Source organism: Gracilibacillus sp. Marseille-QA3620 (genome assembly GCF_054950035.1).
In genome coordinates this window covers 1,064,733-1,081,828 of sequence record NZ_CM143102.1, presented here as the reverse complement: position 1 = coordinate 1,081,828, position 17,096 = coordinate 1,064,733, and the positions used below count along the sequence as shown (strand labels likewise).

The following is a 17,096-nucleotide window of genomic DNA, read 5'->3' as shown; positions in this document are numbered from 1 at the left end:
CTCGTCAATTAAATCCACAAAAAAGAAGATTCTGTTCAATCTTCATACCCTTTAATAAATTGGCTTCTGTTTTGTTCAAAAGAGAAGGGTTCGTTTATTTAAAAACACTTACAGGAATATCAATCAATTCCATTAAGGAAGAAAGAAAAAATAGTTGCATAAACAACTATCTATTATTATACTAATATAATGTTTATTGAATGAATGCATATAGTTGATAGGTAAATAACAGAATTGCATATTTTCTTTCTAAACAAATTCTGTAAGAGAGGGTGACAGTTAATATGAATAGTAATCATTCAGAGGATATTGGACGTTATATCGCGAAAATTTATTGTAAAGGGTCAGCCTTAATATCTAAAGAGCTCCAGGAATATGGAATCGGCTCTGGACAATACGCCTTTCTCTTACAACTTTACCGCAAAGACGGCGTAAGTCAGGAGGAGCTGGCAAAGCTTCTTTTAGTCGACAAAGCAACCGTTGCTAGAGCGATAAAGAAATTAGAGGAGGAGAATTTAGTTTATCGGGTTCGCAATGAAAAAGATAAACGCTATTACAAGGTTTTTATTACAGAAAAAGCATTGAACATTAAGGAAGAAGTATTTAATAAACTTCACGCTTGGGACGAAACCATCAAACAGAGTTTAACAAAAGAAGAAGAAGCACAGATGACTTATCTGCTGAAAAAAATCACAACCAGCTTATTGAAAGGAGAAAACCATTGAATAATCAAAACGTATTAGGCACAGAATCAATCGGAAAACTTTTATTGAAGTATTCAGTTCCTGCCATTATCGGGATGATCGTGAATGCTCTATATAATATTGTAGACCGTATTTTCATCGGGCATATCCCTAATGTGGGCCCAATGGCCATTACAGGCGTTGGAGTTACAATGCCGATTATGACACTAATATTGGCATTTGGGATGTTAGTGGGAATCGGTGCGACAGCAAGTATATCCATTAAACTAGGGCAAGGCAATAAGAATGAAGCAGAGCAAATTATCGGTAATGCGACTAAGCTAATAATCTTCCTTGGAATTGGATTAACTGTTCTTGGGCTACTGTTTTTAAACCCATTGCTGCGCTCGTTCGGAGCAACTGATCAAACCATTGTTTTTGCTAAAGACTATATCCAAATCATCCTTATCGGAATTATCTTTAACCTATTCGCTTTTGCCTTCTCACATATGACGCGTGCAGATGGACATCCTAAATTAGCAGCAATCGTTATGGTAGTGGGCTGTGCAATTAATATGATCTTAGACCCAATTCTTATCTTCGGTTTTGATTTAGGTATCCAAGGAGCGGCCATTGCTACTGTTATTTCTCAGGCGATTACAGCATTCTGGTTATTATTCCATTTCACAAAAGGTTCATCTGTATTAAAAATTTCATTAATCAACATGAAACTCAACATATCGATTATCAAAACAATCTTCGCAATCGGTATGGCGCCTTTCGCTATGCAGCTTGCCTCTTGCTTTGTACAAATATTTGCAAACAATACATTGATGACCTATGGCGGAGACATGGCCATTGGTGCAATGACCGTGATTAACTCCATATCATTGTTCTTCCTAATGCCGATTTTCGGTATTAATCAAGGCTCTCAGCCAATTATCGGTTTCAACTACGGGGCAAGGCAATATCATCGCAGCAAAAAAGCGTTGATCTATTCAATCATTGCGGCAACGGTCGTTTTAAGCCTTGGTGCAGCAATGATTCAATTATTTCCTGCGTTCTTCGTTGGCATTTTTAATAATGATCCTACTCTTACTCAAATGGCGGTAGAAGGGATGAAGATCTTCTTATTTGCCCTTCCTATTTTAGGCATTTCAGTAGTGGGACCTAACTATTTCCAATCAATCGGAAAACCTAAAATCTCCTTATTATTAAGCTTGATGCGCCAGGTTCTGCTGTTTATCCCTTTACTATTCATACTTCCCCGCTTTATGGGGTTAAAGGGAGTATGGTTTGTCATGCCTATCAGTGATTCAATTACAGCCGTTACCACCCTATACTTCCTGCGCCGTGAAATGAAAAGGACAAGAGGTCAGATTTCTTATCCAAAAGAAATGGAGGACTCCTTGGCCGGCTGATGAAAGAATCGAAAAGGCAGAGATGTTGTTTGAACAATACCTCTGCCTTTTTCTATTTAAAGTCCCTTCAACACCACTGTTCATCCTAGTACATTTTGCACCCTTTTTGATAGGTAGTTCCTTAGAGATAACAGCTCGAACTTATTAAAGGTATATGTATCTTTCCAACCCGAATAACCATCGATTGCTTTATTAAGCGTAATGGCAAATTCTTTTGGTAATACTCTTACTCCCCAGCTCCCAGCCTCTTGCTTGGATGAGATGACTCCTTCTTCTAAATACAAAAGCACCCTTAATACATTAAGTGAACAATAGATTGGGTCTTCTTCCATACGCTCTAAACACTCTACATAATCGCCTAAAATCGACGAAACGTAATCAGACTTCGGAATTAGAGGAAATACTTCATTGATTGAATCACCATCCACACATACGCCTCTATGATTGATAATGGTCATATGAGCCGCCAAATCATTGTCAGCATGTACTTCATCATTCAAAAACTGATAGGTATCATTTAGTAAATCCTCTGTATATCGCTCTCTCCAGAACTCGCTATAATGTAAATCAAAGGGACAAGGATGCTGCCAATGCTTTAAATGTTCTTCACAAATAAAACTAATCTCAAGAGCAAAAGGAGAATAGGAATGATGTAGACAAAATCGTGCTAAATCCCTTTTTACTTCTGTTGTCATGAAAATTTTCGTTATCACCAAAACATCCAAATCACTCCTTCTAGGATTGAACCCTCCCATTGCTAAAGAGCCATGTAAATACACTCCTCTATAATTGTCCTTAAGAATCCCCTTAATAGATTTAGTTAAAGTATAGACATAATCCTTTATTTCACCAGGACACGAATACCAGTTGTACCCCATCTTCCAACTCCCTCTCTCGTTTTATTACCCAGCCATATATAAGATTACGTTAATAAAGGGATTTGATTGATTTGACAGCATCAGTAAAGAAACAAATCGTTAATAAGCCTATAATCATAACAATAGTTGATAACGAATCATTTGATGTAAAGATGCCGATAAAAACCAAAATCATTCCTAAATAAAAACCTGGATCACCAAATTGTTCAATTGATACCTCTTCCTTAATACTAATCTGATCTTGCAGCTTTTTATCATTTCTTATCAAATCATCAACGGTCACCCCGAATAAATCACTTATCCTAATTAGATTTTGAATATCAGGATACCCTCTACCGCTTTCCCATTTATACACAGCCTGACGAGACATATTCAATTCCTTGGCTAATTCATCTTGAGACCATTTTCTTTCCTCTCTCAGAGTCTTTAATTTACTTCCAAAATCATTATCCATATCCGATATCTCCTAATAAAATCCTACAACAAAAATGGGATAGTATGGAATAAACTTATCGTTACAAACGTAAACAGCAGGTTTACATTCAATGCAGCCTCTAAAAAAATCTCCTCTTCCCTCACATAAAAAAGAGAGCTGATCATTCAGCTCTTGATAAGAGGAACTTGAACTTTTAAATTTTCTTTTATACTTCCTAAGAAGCAATAGCTGTTATCCAAAAACAGCTCGCTGTAAGGATAGCCAGAGGTGTCATAACTAACCTTTCCTTTCTGCTCTTAGAAAACCCATTCATCATTGCATTAAGCGTAAGATATGAGGCAAATAAAAAACAAAGGCCCCTGGTAATGCCAATCGAGAATAAAGAAGGAATGATGTCAGCAGTCTGTAAGATAATGATGATCGCAAATAACTGAATCAGCACAGAACAGCCACAAGCCACTCTCAATCTAATCGGCATGACCGTGTATTTACCGCCCATTGCAAATTCTCCATATGGGAACCCGAAAGCCAGCAAAGTATATAAGCATGCAACCAGCAAAAATAAGCCGCCTCCAATGAAAGCAATAATCATCTAGTTCTCCCCCCTGTAAAGCATCATCCTTTCATTCTTATTATCCTTCATTTTTGTTTATAACCTATATCTCCAACAACTGAAGTCTTAGCTGCTTTTATTTTTAATCTCCTCCAATAGAGAAATCATTTTTTCATTCTGTTCAATGATGGTCTCATTTTGTCTTCTTAATTTCGTGAAATCAAAGAGATATACGAATAAGATTATTACTATAAGAATCATCAAAAGCCTAAGCCCCCCCTTTTCTATTACGTGTATCTCAACCTTTATAGCACTCCTAATAACTAAGAATCCAAACATTCCACAAATGAATACACCCAGTCCTAGCAGGTATTTTCCTAGTTGTTCAATACATCATATATACAGCGAAAGATTTCTATCCTCCTAGATACCTTTTTGTAATAGTTTACCATTTAATTCTTTCTGCTGGGTAACCTTCTTAATAAGAATAGGTGCAAAAAAAGACCATCCTGTTTGGATGGTCTCATCAAGCTTATTTAACATACTTCTTCTTATATTCCTCGAATTCCTTTTTAGAGCATAACACATGGTGTCCTGGAGCAATTTCACGCATTTCAATCTCTTCATTTTCACCATATTGATGGACCTCTGGATTGTACGCTTTTCTGCGGCGCGTTCTTTCGCTGTCAGGGTCCGGTAATGGAATGGCAGATAATAAGGATTGTGTATATGGATGCATTGGATTCTTATATAAATCCTCACTGTCCGCAACCTCGACTAATTTTCCATAATACATAACACCAATACGGTCACTAATGTATTTAACCATGGATAAATCATGGGCGATAAATAAATACGTTAATCCTTTTTCTTTTTGAAGATTCTTCAAAAGGTTAACGACCTGGGCTTGAATAGATACGTCAAGTGCAGAAATCGGTTCATCAGCAATGATGAACTCCGGCTCTACTGCCAGCGCTCTCGCAATCCCAATCCGTTGTCTTTGACCGCCGGAGAATTCATGCGGATAACGGTTCGCATGGTCACGGTTTAGACCTACTGTTTCCAATAGTTCATAAACACGGTTCATGCGGTCCTCTTTTGATTTCGCCAGACCGTGAATATCAATACCTTCCGCAATGATGTCAGCAACTGTCATACGCGGATTAAGTGAAGCATAAGGGTCTTGGAAAATCATCTGCATGCCGCGGTTAAATTCTTTTAATTCCTTACGGCTCTTCTTGCCATGAACTTCTTTTCCCTTAAAACGAACTTCACCTTCTGTTAAGTCATATAGACGGATAATGGAGCGGCCTGTTGTCGATTTCCCACAGCCAGACTCTCCAACTAGCCCTAGTGTCTCCCCTTTATAAATATCAAAGGAGACACCGTCAATGGCTTTAACCATATTTGGCTTACCGACATTGAAATATTGCTTAATTCCTTTAACTTCAATGATTTTTTCTTTCGTAGCCATATTAGTTAATCCCTCCCACTTCTACAGGTTTATCAAAATTGGAGGCCATATGGCGAATTCGTGCTTGTACAGCTTCCGGAGGCGTAACTTTCGGTGCATCCGGATGAAGAAGCCAGGACTTCACAAAATGAGTCTCAGAAATTTGATAGTATGGAGGCTCCTTCTCAAAATCAATTTCCAGTGCATATTCATTACGCGGTGCAAATGGGCAGCCTTTAGGTGGATTGATTAAATCCGGAGGCGTTCCCGGAATCGCGATTAATTCTGTGTCTCCATCATTATCAAGGCTTGGCATGGAGGATAATAATCCCCATGTGTATGGATGACGCGGATCATAGAATACCTCGTCAACTGTTCCTGTCTCAACAATTTGACCGCCATACATAACAGCCACACGATCAGCTACGTTGGCTACTACACCCAAGTCATGCGTAATAAAGATGATGGATGTATCAATTTTATTTTGCAAATCCTTCATCAATTCAAGAATTTGTGCTTGGATGGTTACATCGAGAGCAGTAGTCGGCTCATCGGCAATAAGAACCTTAGGATTACAAGACAGAGCAATCGCAACGACTACACGCTGTCTCATACCACCTGAGAATTGATGCGGATATTGGTTCATCCGAATCTCAGGCTGCGCAATCCCAACGAGTCTTAGAAGCTCGATTGCCCGCTCACGAGCAGCTGCCTTACTGAAATTTTGGTGCTTGATTAAGCCCTCCATGATTTGTTTGCCGACTTTCATCGTCGGGTTCAAGGAAGTCATCGGATCCTGGAAAATCATAGAGATTTCCTTGCCGCGTACCTTTTGCATTTCTTTCTCGCTTAATTTCGCAATATCACGGTCTCCAAAGAGGATATGGCCTTCTTTAATAAATCCTGCTGGTTCAGGTAACAATCTCATTAACGCTTTCGTCGTAACAGATTTACCGGAACCGGATTCTCCGACAATCGCTAATGTTTCGCCTTTAAAAAGGTCGAAACTGACACCGCGGACAGCTTTTACTTCCCCACCATAGGTATTGAAGGAGACATGCAAATCTTTTACTTCTAGTAATTTATCCATTTTTTATTCTCCTCCGCTACTATTTTCTCATTTTTGGATCTAGCGCATCGCGCATTCCATCAGCTAATAAGTTAAAGCTCAAAATCAAGATACTGATTGTAAGAGCTGGAATAATCAATAAATATGGGAATGAACGTAAGTATCTGAACCCTTCATTCACCAGGGAGCCCAATGAGGCTTCCGGAGCAGCAATCCCTAAACCGATAAAGCTTAAGAACGCTTCTGTGAAAATGGCCCCTGGAATAGTGAACATCGATGTAACAATGATTGGGCCTAATGTATTAGGTAATAAATGTTTAAAGATAAGACTTGAATTTGTAGCTCCTAATGTTTTAGACGCGAGCACATATTCTTGATCACGAAGCTTCAAGAACTGCCCGCGGACCATTCGAGCCATACCTATCCACCCCGTAACAACCATGGCAAGCGTGATGGACAGTACCCCTGGCTTATCGAATATCAAAATCATCAAAATAACGACAATTAAATATGGAATCCCTACAAGCACCTCTATAATCCTCTGCATGAACGCATCAATTCTTCCGCCAAAGAAACCGGATACGCCGCCATAGGTAACTCCTATGAAGAATTCGATGACAGCTGCTAAGACGGCAATGTATAAGGAAATTCTCGCTCCATACCAGATCCTTGTCCATTGGTCACGTCCTAAATCATCTGTACCAAACCAGTGGTATGTGTCTTCATACCCCTTAGCCTCATACACATTGTTCCCATTTTTATCCGTTCCGTCAAACGGAAGCCAAGATATATTTTCAAGACCTTGAACTCTTGGCGGAAATTTTGATTTCCCTAAATCCTGTTCCTTAAAAGTGTATCCGGATACCATCGGTCCAAAAATCGCCAGAAGGACAAAGATGATAATCACTATTAATCCAGCAACGGCACCTTTGTTTTTGAACAATCTATGTCTCGCATCCTGCCAAAATGTTAAGCTTTTTCTTTCAATCTTTTCAGCATCATTACCTTTTGGACCAACAACCTGGAATAATTCAGGAGAGAGATTTTCATTTTGTATGTTTTTTTCCATTATTTCTTCCCTCCTGCTAAACGAATACGAGGATCAACAACACCGTAAAGGATGTCTACCACAAATATGACTAAGATAAATAGCACACTGTAGAAAATGGTTGTACCCATAATCGTAGTATAGTCATTCTGATTAATGGAGCTAACAAACTGGTACCCAAGACCAGGAATAGCAAAGATTTGCTCGATAATTAATGTTCCTGTCATGATATTGACTGCCATCGGTCCAAGAATCGTAATGATTGGAATTAAGGCATTACGAATTCCGTGCTTGATAACAACACTTGTACCGGACAGCCCTTTTGCTTTTGCTAGTGTAATATAATCGGATCCCATTACTTCAAGCATCTCAGAACGCATGAATCGGGCAATGGAAGCAATTACACCAGCGGATAATGCGAGTGTAGGCAGTATTGTATACTCAAAGCCTTCCCAGAAAGCAACAGGGAATACCTCCCACTTAACAGCCAAGAAGTACTGCAGGAAAGCAGCAAAAACGAATGATGGAATCGAAGCCCCTAGAACCGCAATGACAGTTGCACTGAAATCAACCCATGTATTATGCCGAAGAGCGGCAAATATTCCTAAAATAAGCCCCATAATTGTCCCAAACAGTAAGGCCTGGAAACCGAGGTGAGCAGAAGCTCCAATACGTGTCGCAATCAATTCTGTAACTGGGCGATTATCATACTGGAAGGATGTCCCTAAATCACCTTTAAGCAAATCTCCCATATAGTTAACATATTGCACAGGTACCGGGTCATTTAACCCATACTTCTCGTAAATAATCTCTTTTTGTTCTGCTGATAGCTTTTCTTGGTTCTTTAAGGGAGAACCAGGAAGCATTTTCATTAAGAAAAAGGTAGCAGTGGTAATAACAAAAAGGGTAATGATCATATAGAGTAATCTTTGTAGTGTAAATCGCAGCATAATTAGCCCCCCTTTTTTCTATCTAGCATCGTTAAATATACTAGTTGTCCTTTTATAAGTATTCTCTGTGGAATGGACTTATATGGCAATTTACAAGATTGTTCCAGCCATATAAGTAATCAATTAGATATTGCGACCCATTCCACAGAAAATAGATAACGATATCAACAACCTATTTAACATAATGCAACACTCAAAAAATTTACAGTCAATTCTGAATACAATCCCATAACTAGGGAAAAGGAGAGTACAAGCCCTTTTTTGGCTTGCACTCTCCTAGATAGGCTCACGAAGATTTTATTCCTCGATTGATACCCACTTGTAGCTGTAGTCCCCACCGAATGAGTGAGTAAGTAATCCTTTAACTTTATCTTTCATCAAGTAAGCTCCACCACGTTGGTAAATTGGGGCAATAACAGCTTCTTCTTCAATAAGAAGTTTCTCTGCGTCTGCCATAGCAGCATCACGTGCTTTTAAATCATCAAGAAGTGTAGTGCTAGCATCCTTGATTAATTTATCGTATTTAGCGTTGCTGAATTTACCGTGGTTATTTCCGTTGCCAGTTGTGAACATATCCAAGAATGTCATAGGGTCTTGATAGTCAGGGCCCCATCCAGAGAAGGAAATGTCGAAATCACCTTTTGCTTGAAGATCCAATTTATTTTGGAAAGGCTGTTGGCTGATTGTAAGCGTGAAGCCTTCAAGTACAGATTCCATTTGCTCTTTCAGGTATTCACCTGTTTTCTTAGCAGCATCAGAATCATAATTTAACAATTCAAGCTCAATTTTATCTTTACCAAGTTCTTTTAAGCCTTCAGCCCAAAGCTTAGCAGCTTCATCTTTATTTGTTTTAAGCATATCTCCGTTTACGTCACGGAAATCTTTGCCGTCTTGAGTTGTGTAGAATTGTTTCGGCACGATATAGTAAGCAGCAACTGAACCATTATTCAAAATAGTATCAACATAAGATTCTTTATCAAATGCCATTGTTAAAGCCTTACGGATTTTTGTGTTTGCTAGAATTTCATTTTCTTGGTTGAATTCCAAGTAGAAAACAGAAGCATCTGGTTCAGTTAGGAACTCTTCGGAATCCTTAAAGTTATCAACATGTTCAGCGGATAGGCCTACACGATCGATTTTACCAGTTTCATATAGGTTAACTGCTGTGTTTGTATCTTTAACAATCTTGAAGTTTACTGTTTCAAGCTTTACAGTATCTTTATCCCAATACTCTTTGTTCTTGGAAAGCTTAAAGCTTTCTTCATGTTTCCATTCAGATAGTGTGAAAGGACCATTATAGATTGTTGTATCTGCTTCTAAACCATATTTATCGCCTTGCTCTTCAACGAATTTTTGGTTTTGAGGCATGAATGTTCCAAAAGAAAGAAGTGATTTAAAATAAGGAACCGCATTTGCTAATTTAACTTCGAGTGTATTGTCATCAATAGCTTTAACACCTAGCTCAGAAGGTTTTTTCTTTCCTGAGTTAATTTCTTGGCCATTCTCAACTACATACATCATGTATGCATATTGAGCACCAGTGTCAGGATTAACAGCCTTTTGCCAAGCATAAACGAAATCGTGAGCTGTGACAGGATCGCCGTTAGACCATTTAGCATCTTTTCTTAATTTGAAAGTGTACGTTTTGCCATCTTCGCTTACTTCTGGCTCACCCTCAGCTACACCGTCAGTAACCTCATCGTTCTCACCTAAACGGTAAAGACCTTCCATAACGTTATTCATAACGTTGAAGGATACTGCGTCAGTTGCTAAAGTTGTATCCATAGATGGGATTTCAGACGATTCAACAACATTAAGTACTTGTTCTACTCCCTCTGTGCTCCCGCCGCCTTTGCTAGATGTACTGTCATCGCCAGAACATGCAGCCAAGAACGTGCTTAAAGCAAGAATCATCACAAGGAATAATGACACTTTTTTTGCTTTCATACAGTTAATGACCTCCCTATTTTTTTCTCTTCTAATTTTCAGAAGATTTCGTAACCAATAATAAATGCTTTCTGACAATTTTGCAATCTTTTTTTACAATTCCGTTAAGTTACTGTGTCAGTAGAAAGTCAAACCTGCCGTCAAAAGCTTGTTTTACTTAGGTAACGCATGAATAAACTAAAACAATCTTTTTATATTTTCAGAATATTCAAAACAGATACCTTGTAAATTAACTTTTAGAAAACATAGTAATATATTAAAATTTTATTTAAAATCTTTCAACTCCTAATTTAAAAAATAAACTTTTAATTTCAAAAAAGGTATAATATTATTACAACAACGCTAAACAAAATGGAGGACAATCATGATATCTCCCAGCAGACAATATTTGATTCTAAATGCATCCGCTCTTCTTATTGCATTAGCCTACTCTCTCTTTCAACCGGAAATCCTTCTTCCTTTCATTAATGCCTACTTTATGATTGGGCTCGTATACTTAAGTATCGGAGCGATGATGTTTGTTATCGGCCGCGGATTTTTCAGCATTTTCGCCCATAGCTATAAAAAGGTTATGAAGAGAAGTACAAAAAAAGAAGAATATATTTCCGAGCTTTCGGGCGATACTGAAGAAAAAGGGCCTGATATGAAGGTGCTCACCTCCTCTTGGACCCGTCCGCTCATCTATTCCGGAGCCTTATCCTTTCTGATAACTTTTGCCTGTTCCTATATGATGATTAGGTAGTTGCCAAAAACGGGATATTTGAGTAAAATATCATTACTTAAAGCTTACTAAATATGACAGGCTATGATGGAGAATAGTACGGCAATTGAAAGGATCTCAGAGAGTTTGTGGTCGCTGCGAACAAACATCCCCCTTGCCCGAATGGACTTACCTGAGCCTCCTGCCGGAACTAATAGTATGGCATGGACGTTAATGCCCGCGTTATTGGGCAATCATGCTTTCATAATAAGCATGATATAGAGCCGGTTTATGTATGAAGATCATAAACAATTAGGGTGGTACCGCGAATCCCATTCGTCCCTTTTTTAAGAGGATGAATGGGATTTTTTTATTACTGAAAGGAGTTTTTAAGATGAAAACGATTTTTTCCGGCATTCAACCGACTGGAACAGTTACATTAGGAAATTATATTGGAGCAATGAGACAATTCGTCAAGCTTCAGGATGAATATCATTGCTATTTCTGTATCGTAGATGAGCATGCTATTACCGTTCCGCAAGACCGACTAGAGCTAAGAAAGAATATTAAGAGTCTTGCTGCTCTTTACCTTGCTGTTGGAATCGACCCTGAAAAGGCAACAATCTTCATTCAATCAGAGGTTCCGGCCCATACCGAGGCAGGATGGATTATGCAATGTAATTCTTATATTGGCGAGCTTGAAAGAATGACTCAGTATAAAGATAAATCACAGAAGCAGGCGGCCATTTCAGCGGGTCTGCTCACATATCCGCCATTGATGGCAGCCGATATCCTTCTATATAAGACCGATATCGTCCCTGTCGGTGATGACCAAAAGCAGCATGTTGAATTGACCCGTGATATCGCAGAGCGATTCAATAAGAAATACGGGGAGATCTTCACCATTCCTGACATTCAGCTCCCGGCTCATGGTGCAAGGATCATGGCCCTGCAAGAACCGACCAAAAAGATGAGTAAATCCGATACAAACCAAAAGTCAACCATCCGCCTATTGGATGACTTGAAGCAAATTGAGAAAAAGATTAAGAGTGCAGTCACTGATTCTGAAGGAATCGTGAAATATGACCGCGAGAACAAACCAGGCATCTCCAACCTGCTGGATATTCACTCTGCTTTAAGCGGAGAGCCCGTATCAAGCATTGAAGCACGATTTGAAGGAAAAGGCTATGGAGATTTCAAGGCAGAGGTTGCTCAGGTTGTCGTCAATACCCTCCGCCCGATTCAGGAACGTTACAACGAGCTGCTCAACTCTCCTGAGCTTGATGAAATACTTGATAAAGGTGCATTTGAAGCTAATAAAGCAGCTAATAAGACATTAACAAAGATGAAGAATGCCGTAGGGCTAGGCAGAAAAAGACGCTAAAACGCAAAAAAAGAGTGCAGATTACGCAAGCTTGCTTGCAGTCTGCACTCTTTTTCTATTCAGAAAAAACTATTTTCATAAGAAAAGGCCATCCTACAGCATGGATGGCCGGTCACCAACTTCCATTTCCCACAGCTTTTCAAAGAAAGGCTGACCTTTTATGAGACGTTCGCACAGCATTGTGTGCTTTCCTGTCCAGCCCTGCTTCATTTCATCAAATAACTTCTGCCATATTTCCTCAAAGCTCATTTCAAGCACATTGGAGTATTCCTCCGGGGCCCATTCCGTATACCAATAGCGGATTTCAGCTGTATTGCCGGCATTCTTTAATTGATCCAGTGCCATGAAGAGCAGCTGCTTCAATTGACGCTCACGCCTCGTTAGTCCAAGCATACTAGTTGGCGAGGGGGAGAGTATATGATATTCCTTCTTCTTGTAATCCGCGATCATAGAGGCATAATCATATTTTTCCGGTTCAATATTTTGGATCATTTCATAAGCCAATTGCTCCTGACGAGGAATAAGGCGGCTCTTGCGGATTGGGATACTGTAGCCAATCGTATCGATGGCAATAATGCCTGTCCCATCAGTTGCGACAAAGCAATAATCCATTGGAATACGTTCATGATTCTTGCGAATATAAGCCTTCTTATAGACTTCCTCCAAAAGGCTTGATGGAAGCTCCAATAAATCATTTTCGATGTAGTGAAATAAAACAGGCTCCAGCTTCAAAAGAGGCACTTGATCGAGTAATTCTACCGTGTCTTCTTTTCTCCACTCATGAAAACTGCAAATATTATAGCTATTTTCTTCTCCTTCAAACCAATTCACCCAAACATCATGGAGATACAACATACCAGAATATCCCTCGCTTCTATCCTATTTGTCAATCATTATAGGCAGAATTCATGGAAAATATTCCTGTTTCTACGGGAAATTCCGATTAATCCGTCTGTTCCCCGGCTAGTTCCTGCCAACGACTGATGATATCCTTGGCTGAATGAGTAAATAACGCTTTTGTCTTCAACCCTTTATATTCTGCATAATCCTTCACGACCCTGTATCCCGCTTCATACCCCCCCATCTTCGGCACACCGCCGCCGCCGAAAAGCAGCCTGTCATGCAGTGGATCATTTCTCTCCAGCTCAAAGTTGGGAACATAATTCGATTTAAGTCTTTTACGGACTTCGTCAGTTGTATGTCTTTTTGTCCAAGGCGCCAAATACGGCGTACCGCAATATTCACTCACTGCATATTCAGCCAAGCCTTCCATCACAATCGAGCTTGCCAAATTGCTTTCCATTCTTTCATCCAGTATAGAAAGGCGTGTAGCATGATGATATTCATGAACAAATAAAGCTTCTAACTCCTTCTTCTCAATATCCCCAGAGACAAAGAGAAACAGTTTATCGACAAAGGCGAGTCCCGCCTTCCTTTTTTCAGCAGGCCTGAAAAGTCTAAGGCCCTCCATTGCCACAGGAAAAATGAAGATAGGAATATCCGGTCCATTCCATTCCTTTTGATACTTCTTGAAATATCCTTCTGCCTCATCCCATATAGCTCTTTCCTTCATCTGTTCGTAGATAACCTTAGTCCTTTTATTGGGACGATACATTCCCGTCTTTTTTAACGTTTCAATCAATGCTTGTTCCTGGGAATGAACCGTTTCTAATATATGGTCTTCCACCTTCCTCATATCTCCAAAAGACTCATCAAGCCATTTGTCTGTCCTGATAATGCCCATCTTTGTTCACTTCCCCAAATCATTTGCTCCTGCATTATATGAAGACCCCTATGTTTTGGGAATGGTGAATAGGCACAATCCAATAAAAAAAGCAGGAGACTAGCCAGAAGGATTCATCTTTCAACCTTCGGGCAATCATCTCTTGCCTTTTATTTCATCGTGACATAATATTTTTATTCGTATTTCTTAAAAACAATCGTTGCATTATGACCGCCAAAGCCAAAGGAGTTGCTCATCGCACAGCGAACGGTCTTTTCTCTCGCTTCATTCGGGACATAATCCAAATCACACACTGGATCCTTTTCATGATAATGAATAGTCGGAGGAATAAGATCATTGACAATTGATAGTACCGAGAAAATGGCCTCTACTCCGCCGGCAGCGCCAAGCAAATGTCCGGTCATAGATTTTGTTGAGCTCACAGCCAACTGGTAGGCATGCTCGCCAAACACAGATTTAATGGCCATTGTTTCTAAAGAGTCATTGTATTCAGTACTCGTTCCATGTGCATTAATGTAATCAATGGCGTCAGAGGAAAGCTTGGCATCATCAAGAGCCATTTTCATTGCTCTCGCACCGCCTTCTCCCTCAGGTGCAGGAGCTGTAATATGGTGAGCATCACCAGTAGATCCATATCCAACAATTTCCGCATAGATTGGTGCCTTTCGCTTCATTGCATGGGATAGCTCCTCTAGCACCAGTACGCCTGCTCCCTCTCCAATGACAAAGCCATCTCGATTCTTATCAAATGGCCTGCTAGCTGAATCTGGGTCTGGATTCGTGGAAAGAGCTGTATTGGCGCAGAAACCCGCCAAGGCCATTCTCGTAATCGGTGCCTCCGCTCCACCGGTGACTATGACGTCAGCATCCCCGCGCTGAATGGCTTTGAAGGCATCGCCGATTGAATTTGTCCCTGTAGCACAAGCGGTAACTGTACAGGAGTTAATTCCCTTAGCCCCAAGCATGATGGAGACTTGGCCGCTCGCCATGTCTGGGATCAGCATCGGTACAAAAAACGGACTTACACGTCTATGGCCTCTTTTTAAGAACACATCATATTGTTGTTCAAAGGTTTCCATTCCGCCAATTCCCGATCCAATCCAGACGCCTACTCGCTCGGCATTTTCCGGTGTAATCTCCAGCTTAGAGTCCTCTACTGCCATCTTGGCTGCCGCAATGGCATAGTGAGTAAAGCGGTCCATCTTCCTTGCTTCCTTTCGGTCCACATAATCCGTTATTTCGAAGTCTTTTACTTCTCCAGCAACCTTTGCCGGAAATTCGTCTGCATTCACTCTTGTCAAAGGCCCTATCCCAGATACACCATTAATAGCTTTCTCCCAATTCTCTTTGACAGAATTTCCTAATGGAGAAACAGCTCCCATGCCTGTCACAACAACTCGTTTCAGCTCCATGTACAATCGCTCCTTCTATGTGATTTCAATCATTCGTTTATTTGCCCCAGCGTATAGCGGCCGCACCCCAAGTGAGACCGGCACCAAATCCAACCAGGACAATTAAATCCCCGTTTTTTATTCTCCCAGCTTCTACTTCTTCACATAATGCAATCGGAATCGAGGCCGATGAAGTGTTTCCATATTTATGAACAACTTTTGACATCTTTTCAACTGGAAGCTCTAAACGCTGCCTAGACGCTTCCATAATACGAATATTCGCTTGATGGGGAATGAGAAAATCAACCTCTTCCTTCGTTAAACCAGCTTTCTTCAATACATTAAGAGAGGACTCACCCATTTGTCTGACCGCAAATTTAAATACTTCCCGACCGTTCATTGTAATGAACTCATCCGCTTTCTCTAGATGCTTTCCGCCCGACCCGTCAGAACCAAGCTCAAACGAGAGAATTCCTCTGTCTTCACTGACTGGCCCCATCACGACAGCACCTGCTCCATCTCCAAAAAGTACAGCTGTATTACGGTCATTCCAATCCGTAATCTTTGATAGTTTTTCAACACCAACTACAAGAATGTGGCGGTAATCACCAGACTTTATATATTGTGAGGCAGTAACAATTCCATATGTAAATCCGGCACAGGCAGCACTGATATCCATGGCAGCAGCCTTACTTGCACCCAGCTTATCCTGAATGATGCAAGCAACTGACGGAAAAGCCTTATCAGGGGTAACCGTTGCAACCAAAATCAAATCAATCTCCTCTGCCGTAATAGCAGCATCCTTTAATGCTTGGACAGCTGCTTCATACGCCATGTCAGAAGTATCTATCCGCTCATCAGCGATTCTTCTTTCCTCAATGCCAGTGCGTGTACGAATCCATTCGTCTGAAGTGTCTACGGTCTTTTCTAAATCAAAATTGGTGACCACTTTTTCCGGCAGGAATCTCCCTACTCCTAATATGCCAGCATTCATCATAGCACCTCTCCTAATGTTCATGTTTTATTAATTGATATTAAGACTTGGTACTAATTTTAAAAGAAGCCATTCCTCTTTGCAAGAAATTTTTTGGAATAAGGTGAATGTCATATCCACTTGGACAGATTATTCATATTCTAATGTAGACAACTAAACGTATGGAGGTGTTATTTCATGGATCTATTCCCTAGGAAGAGGCAAGAAGACGGTGATGGCTTATGGAAGAGGCAAGAGGAAGGGGATGGCTTAGACCGTCTCATGTTCGGTCCTCGTCCCAATAAAAAAGAGACAGCCTCAGCGAAGCCATCCCAATCATCCAATCAGCAAATCGATATTGTTAAACTAATGGAGCACTCAGATACCCTGCTCAACAGCGTATCTGAGCTATCACCAGTCTTGCGCAAAATTCCGTCCTTTATTTCAAAGTTTATTTCAAAATAGC

18 protein-coding genes and 1 other annotated feature are annotated in these 17,096 nt (G+C 40.2%); of the genes, 5 read left to right on the top strand and 13 right to left on the bottom strand.

Going from position 1 to position 17,096, the window contains the following annotated elements; genetic code table 11:
- Positions 1-284: 284 nt before the first annotated feature.
- On the top strand, positions 285-725 hold the full coding sequence (locus tag ACY8DX_RS05515) for a MarR family winged helix-turn-helix transcriptional regulator (RefSeq protein ID WP_049671771.1): 441 nt from the start codon (positions 285-287) through the stop codon (positions 723-725).
- The gene (locus tag ACY8DX_RS05510) at positions 722-2,104 is read left to right on the top strand and encodes an MATE family efflux transporter (protein ID WP_439802190.1); all 1,383 of its coding nucleotides are present in this window, start codon (positions 722-724) and stop codon (positions 2,102-2,104) included. The genes ACY8DX_RS05515 and ACY8DX_RS05510 overlap by 4 nt, the downstream gene beginning before the upstream one ends.
- An 80-nt stretch (positions 2,105-2,184) precedes the next feature.
- Here ACY8DX_RS05510 and ACY8DX_RS05505 read toward each other — a convergent pair whose 3' ends face one another.
- From ACY8DX_RS05505 to ACY8DX_RS05465, 9 genes are all read right to left on the bottom strand, one after another.
- Complete coding sequence (locus ACY8DX_RS05505) at positions 2,185-2,982, bottom strand: aminoglycoside adenylyltransferase domain-containing protein (protein ID WP_439802191.1); 798 nt, start codon at positions 2,980-2,982, stop codon at positions 2,185-2,187.
- Positions 2,983-3,031: 49 nt separating this feature from the next.
- Positions 3,032-3,436, bottom strand: coding sequence for a helix-turn-helix transcriptional regulator (locus ACY8DX_RS05500; protein WP_439802192.1), 405 nt, complete (start codon positions 3,434-3,436; stop codon positions 3,032-3,034).
- Positions 3,437-3,632: 196 nt separating this feature from the next.
- Positions 3,633-4,010 carry a hypothetical protein gene (locus ACY8DX_RS05495; RefSeq protein WP_439802193.1) on the bottom strand — a complete coding sequence of 126 codons (378 nt, stop codon included), beginning with the start codon at positions 4,008-4,010 and terminating at the stop codon, positions 3,633-3,635.
- Positions 4,011-4,097: 87 nt separating this feature from the next.
- The gene (locus tag ACY8DX_RS05490) at positions 4,098-4,232 is read right to left on the bottom strand and encodes a hypothetical protein (RefSeq protein WP_462406334.1); all 135 of its coding nucleotides are present in this window, start codon (positions 4,230-4,232) and stop codon (positions 4,098-4,100) included.
- A 271-nt stretch (positions 4,233-4,503) separates the two neighbouring features.
- Positions 4,504-5,445, bottom strand: coding sequence for an ABC transporter ATP-binding protein (locus ACY8DX_RS05485; RefSeq protein ID WP_049671775.1), 942 nt, complete (start codon positions 5,443-5,445; stop codon positions 4,504-4,506).
- A 1-nt stretch (position 5,446) separates the two neighbouring features.
- Positions 5,447-6,514 (bottom strand): ABC transporter ATP-binding protein, encoded by a 1,068-nt coding sequence (locus tag ACY8DX_RS05480; RefSeq protein ID WP_049671776.1) that lies wholly within the window; start codon positions 6,512-6,514, stop codon positions 5,447-5,449.
- A 19-nt stretch (positions 6,515-6,533) separates the two neighbouring features.
- Entirely contained in the window at positions 6,534-7,562 is a 1,029-nt protein-coding gene (gene opp3C / locus ACY8DX_RS05475) for an oligopeptide ABC transporter permease (protein ID WP_049671777.1), read from the bottom strand.
- Positions 7,562-8,491 (bottom strand): oligopeptide ABC transporter permease, encoded by a 930-nt coding sequence (opp3b, locus tag ACY8DX_RS05470; RefSeq protein ID WP_049671778.1) that lies wholly within the window; start codon positions 8,489-8,491, stop codon positions 7,562-7,564. Before opp3b ends, opp3C begins: the two co-directional genes overlap by 1 nt.
- 297 nt (positions 8,492-8,788) lie before the next feature.
- Complete coding sequence (locus ACY8DX_RS05465; RefSeq protein ID WP_049671779.1) at positions 8,789-10,438, bottom strand: peptide ABC transporter substrate-binding protein; 1,650 nt, start codon at positions 10,436-10,438, stop codon at positions 8,789-8,791.
- Positions 10,439-10,802: 364 nt separating this feature from the next.
- On the opposite strand from ACY8DX_RS05465, the gene ACY8DX_RS05460 reads away from it, so the two are divergent.
- Positions 10,803-11,180, top strand: a complete 378-nt coding sequence (locus ACY8DX_RS05460) for a DUF3899 domain-containing protein (RefSeq protein WP_049671780.1) — start codon at positions 10,803-10,805, stop codon at positions 11,178-11,180.
- 54 nt (positions 11,181-11,234) lie between these two features.
- Positions 11,235-11,485 (top strand) — a binding site (T-box leader).
- A 47-nt stretch (positions 11,486-11,532) separates the two neighbouring features.
- Complete coding sequence (gene trpS / locus ACY8DX_RS05455; protein ID WP_049671781.1) at positions 11,533-12,522, top strand: tryptophan--tRNA ligase; 990 nt, start codon at positions 11,533-11,535, stop codon at positions 12,520-12,522.
- Between the two features lie 93 nt (positions 12,523-12,615).
- On the opposite strand, the gene ACY8DX_RS05450 is transcribed toward trpS, so the two are convergent.
- The 4 genes from ACY8DX_RS05450 to ACY8DX_RS05435 form a co-directional block, all read right to left on the bottom strand.
- On the bottom strand, positions 12,616-13,377 hold the full coding sequence (locus ACY8DX_RS05450; RefSeq protein WP_049671782.1) for a YjbA family protein: 762 nt from the start codon (positions 13,375-13,377) through the stop codon (positions 12,616-12,618).
- 88 nt (positions 13,378-13,465) lie between these two features.
- The gene (locus ACY8DX_RS05445; protein ID WP_049671783.1) at positions 13,466-14,266 is read right to left on the bottom strand and encodes a DUF2268 domain-containing putative Zn-dependent protease; all 801 of its coding nucleotides are present in this window, start codon (positions 14,264-14,266) and stop codon (positions 13,466-13,468) included.
- 173 nt (positions 14,267-14,439) lie between these two features.
- Positions 14,440-15,678: a beta-ketoacyl-ACP synthase II gene (gene fabF / locus ACY8DX_RS05440; protein ID WP_049671784.1), complete on the bottom strand. Its 1,239-nt coding sequence runs from the start codon at positions 15,676-15,678 to the stop codon at positions 14,440-14,442.
- Positions 15,679-15,715: 37 nt separating this feature from the next.
- Positions 15,716-16,651: a beta-ketoacyl-ACP synthase III gene (locus ACY8DX_RS05435; protein ID WP_462406895.1), complete on the bottom strand. Its 936-nt coding sequence runs from the start codon at positions 16,649-16,651 to the stop codon at positions 15,716-15,718.
- Between the two features lie 177 nt (positions 16,652-16,828).
- Here ACY8DX_RS05435 and ACY8DX_RS05430 point away from each other — a divergent pair, with 177 nt between their 5' ends.
- Complete coding sequence (locus ACY8DX_RS05430) at positions 16,829-17,095, top strand: hypothetical protein (protein WP_462406333.1); 267 nt, start codon at positions 16,829-16,831, stop codon at positions 17,093-17,095.
- Position 17,096: the final 1 nt, after the last annotated feature.

Excerpts from the sequence above, each read along its gene's own strand:
- ACY8DX_RS05500 (WP_439802192.1), bottom strand. The coding sequence starts at position 3,436 with ATGGATAATGATTTTGGAAGTAAATTAAAGACTCTGAGAGAGGAAAGA.
- fabF (WP_049671784.1), bottom strand. The coding sequence starts at position 15,678 with ATGGAGCTGAAACGAGTTGTTGTGACAGGCATGGGAGCTGTTTCTCCA.
- opp3b (WP_049671778.1), bottom strand. The coding sequence starts at position 8,491 with ATGCTGCGATTTACACTACAAAGATTACTCTATATGATCATTACCCTT.
- ACY8DX_RS05495 (WP_439802193.1), bottom strand. The coding sequence starts at position 4,010 with ATGATTATTGCTTTCATTGGAGGCGGCTTATTTTTGCTGGTTGCATGC.
- ACY8DX_RS05430 (WP_462406333.1), top strand. The coding sequence starts at position 16,829 with ATGGATCTATTCCCTAGGAAGAGGCAAGAAGACGGTGATGGCTTATGG.
- ACY8DX_RS05485 (WP_049671775.1), bottom strand. The coding sequence starts at position 5,445 with ATGGCTACGAAAGAAAAAATCATTGAAGTTAAAGGAATTAAGCAATAT.
- ACY8DX_RS05450 (WP_049671782.1), bottom strand. The coding sequence starts at position 13,377 with ATGTTGTATCTCCATGATGTTTGGGTGAATTGGTTTGAAGGAGAAGAA.
- ACY8DX_RS05490 (WP_462406334.1), bottom strand. The coding sequence starts at position 4,232 with ATGATTCTTATAGTAATAATCTTATTCGTATATCTCTTTGATTTCACG.
- ACY8DX_RS05435 (WP_462406895.1), bottom strand. The coding sequence starts at position 16,651 with ATGAATGCTGGCATATTAGGAGTAGGGAGATTCCTGCCGGAAAAAGTG.
- trpS (WP_049671781.1), top strand. The coding sequence starts at position 11,533 with ATGAAAACGATTTTTTCCGGCATTCAACCGACTGGAACAGTTACATTA.
- ACY8DX_RS05445 (WP_049671783.1), bottom strand. The coding sequence starts at position 14,266 with ATGGGCATTATCAGGACAGACAAATGGCTTGATGAGTCTTTTGGAGAT.
- ACY8DX_RS05480 (WP_049671776.1), bottom strand. The coding sequence starts at position 6,514 with ATGGATAAATTACTAGAAGTAAAAGATTTGCATGTCTCCTTCAATACC.
- ACY8DX_RS05460 (WP_049671780.1), top strand. The coding sequence starts at position 10,803 with ATGATATCTCCCAGCAGACAATATTTGATTCTAAATGCATCCGCTCTT.
- ACY8DX_RS05515 (WP_049671771.1), top strand. The coding sequence starts at position 285 with ATGAATAGTAATCATTCAGAGGATATTGGACGTTATATCGCGAAAATT.
- ACY8DX_RS05465 (WP_049671779.1), bottom strand. The coding sequence starts at position 10,438 with ATGAAAGCAAAAAAAGTGTCATTATTCCTTGTGATGATTCTTGCTTTA.
- opp3C (WP_049671777.1), bottom strand. The coding sequence starts at position 7,562 with ATGGAAAAAAACATACAAAATGAAAATCTCTCTCCTGAATTATTCCAG.
- ACY8DX_RS05505 (WP_439802191.1), bottom strand. The coding sequence starts at position 2,982 with ATGGGGTACAACTGGTATTCGTGTCCTGGTGAAATAAAGGATTATGTC.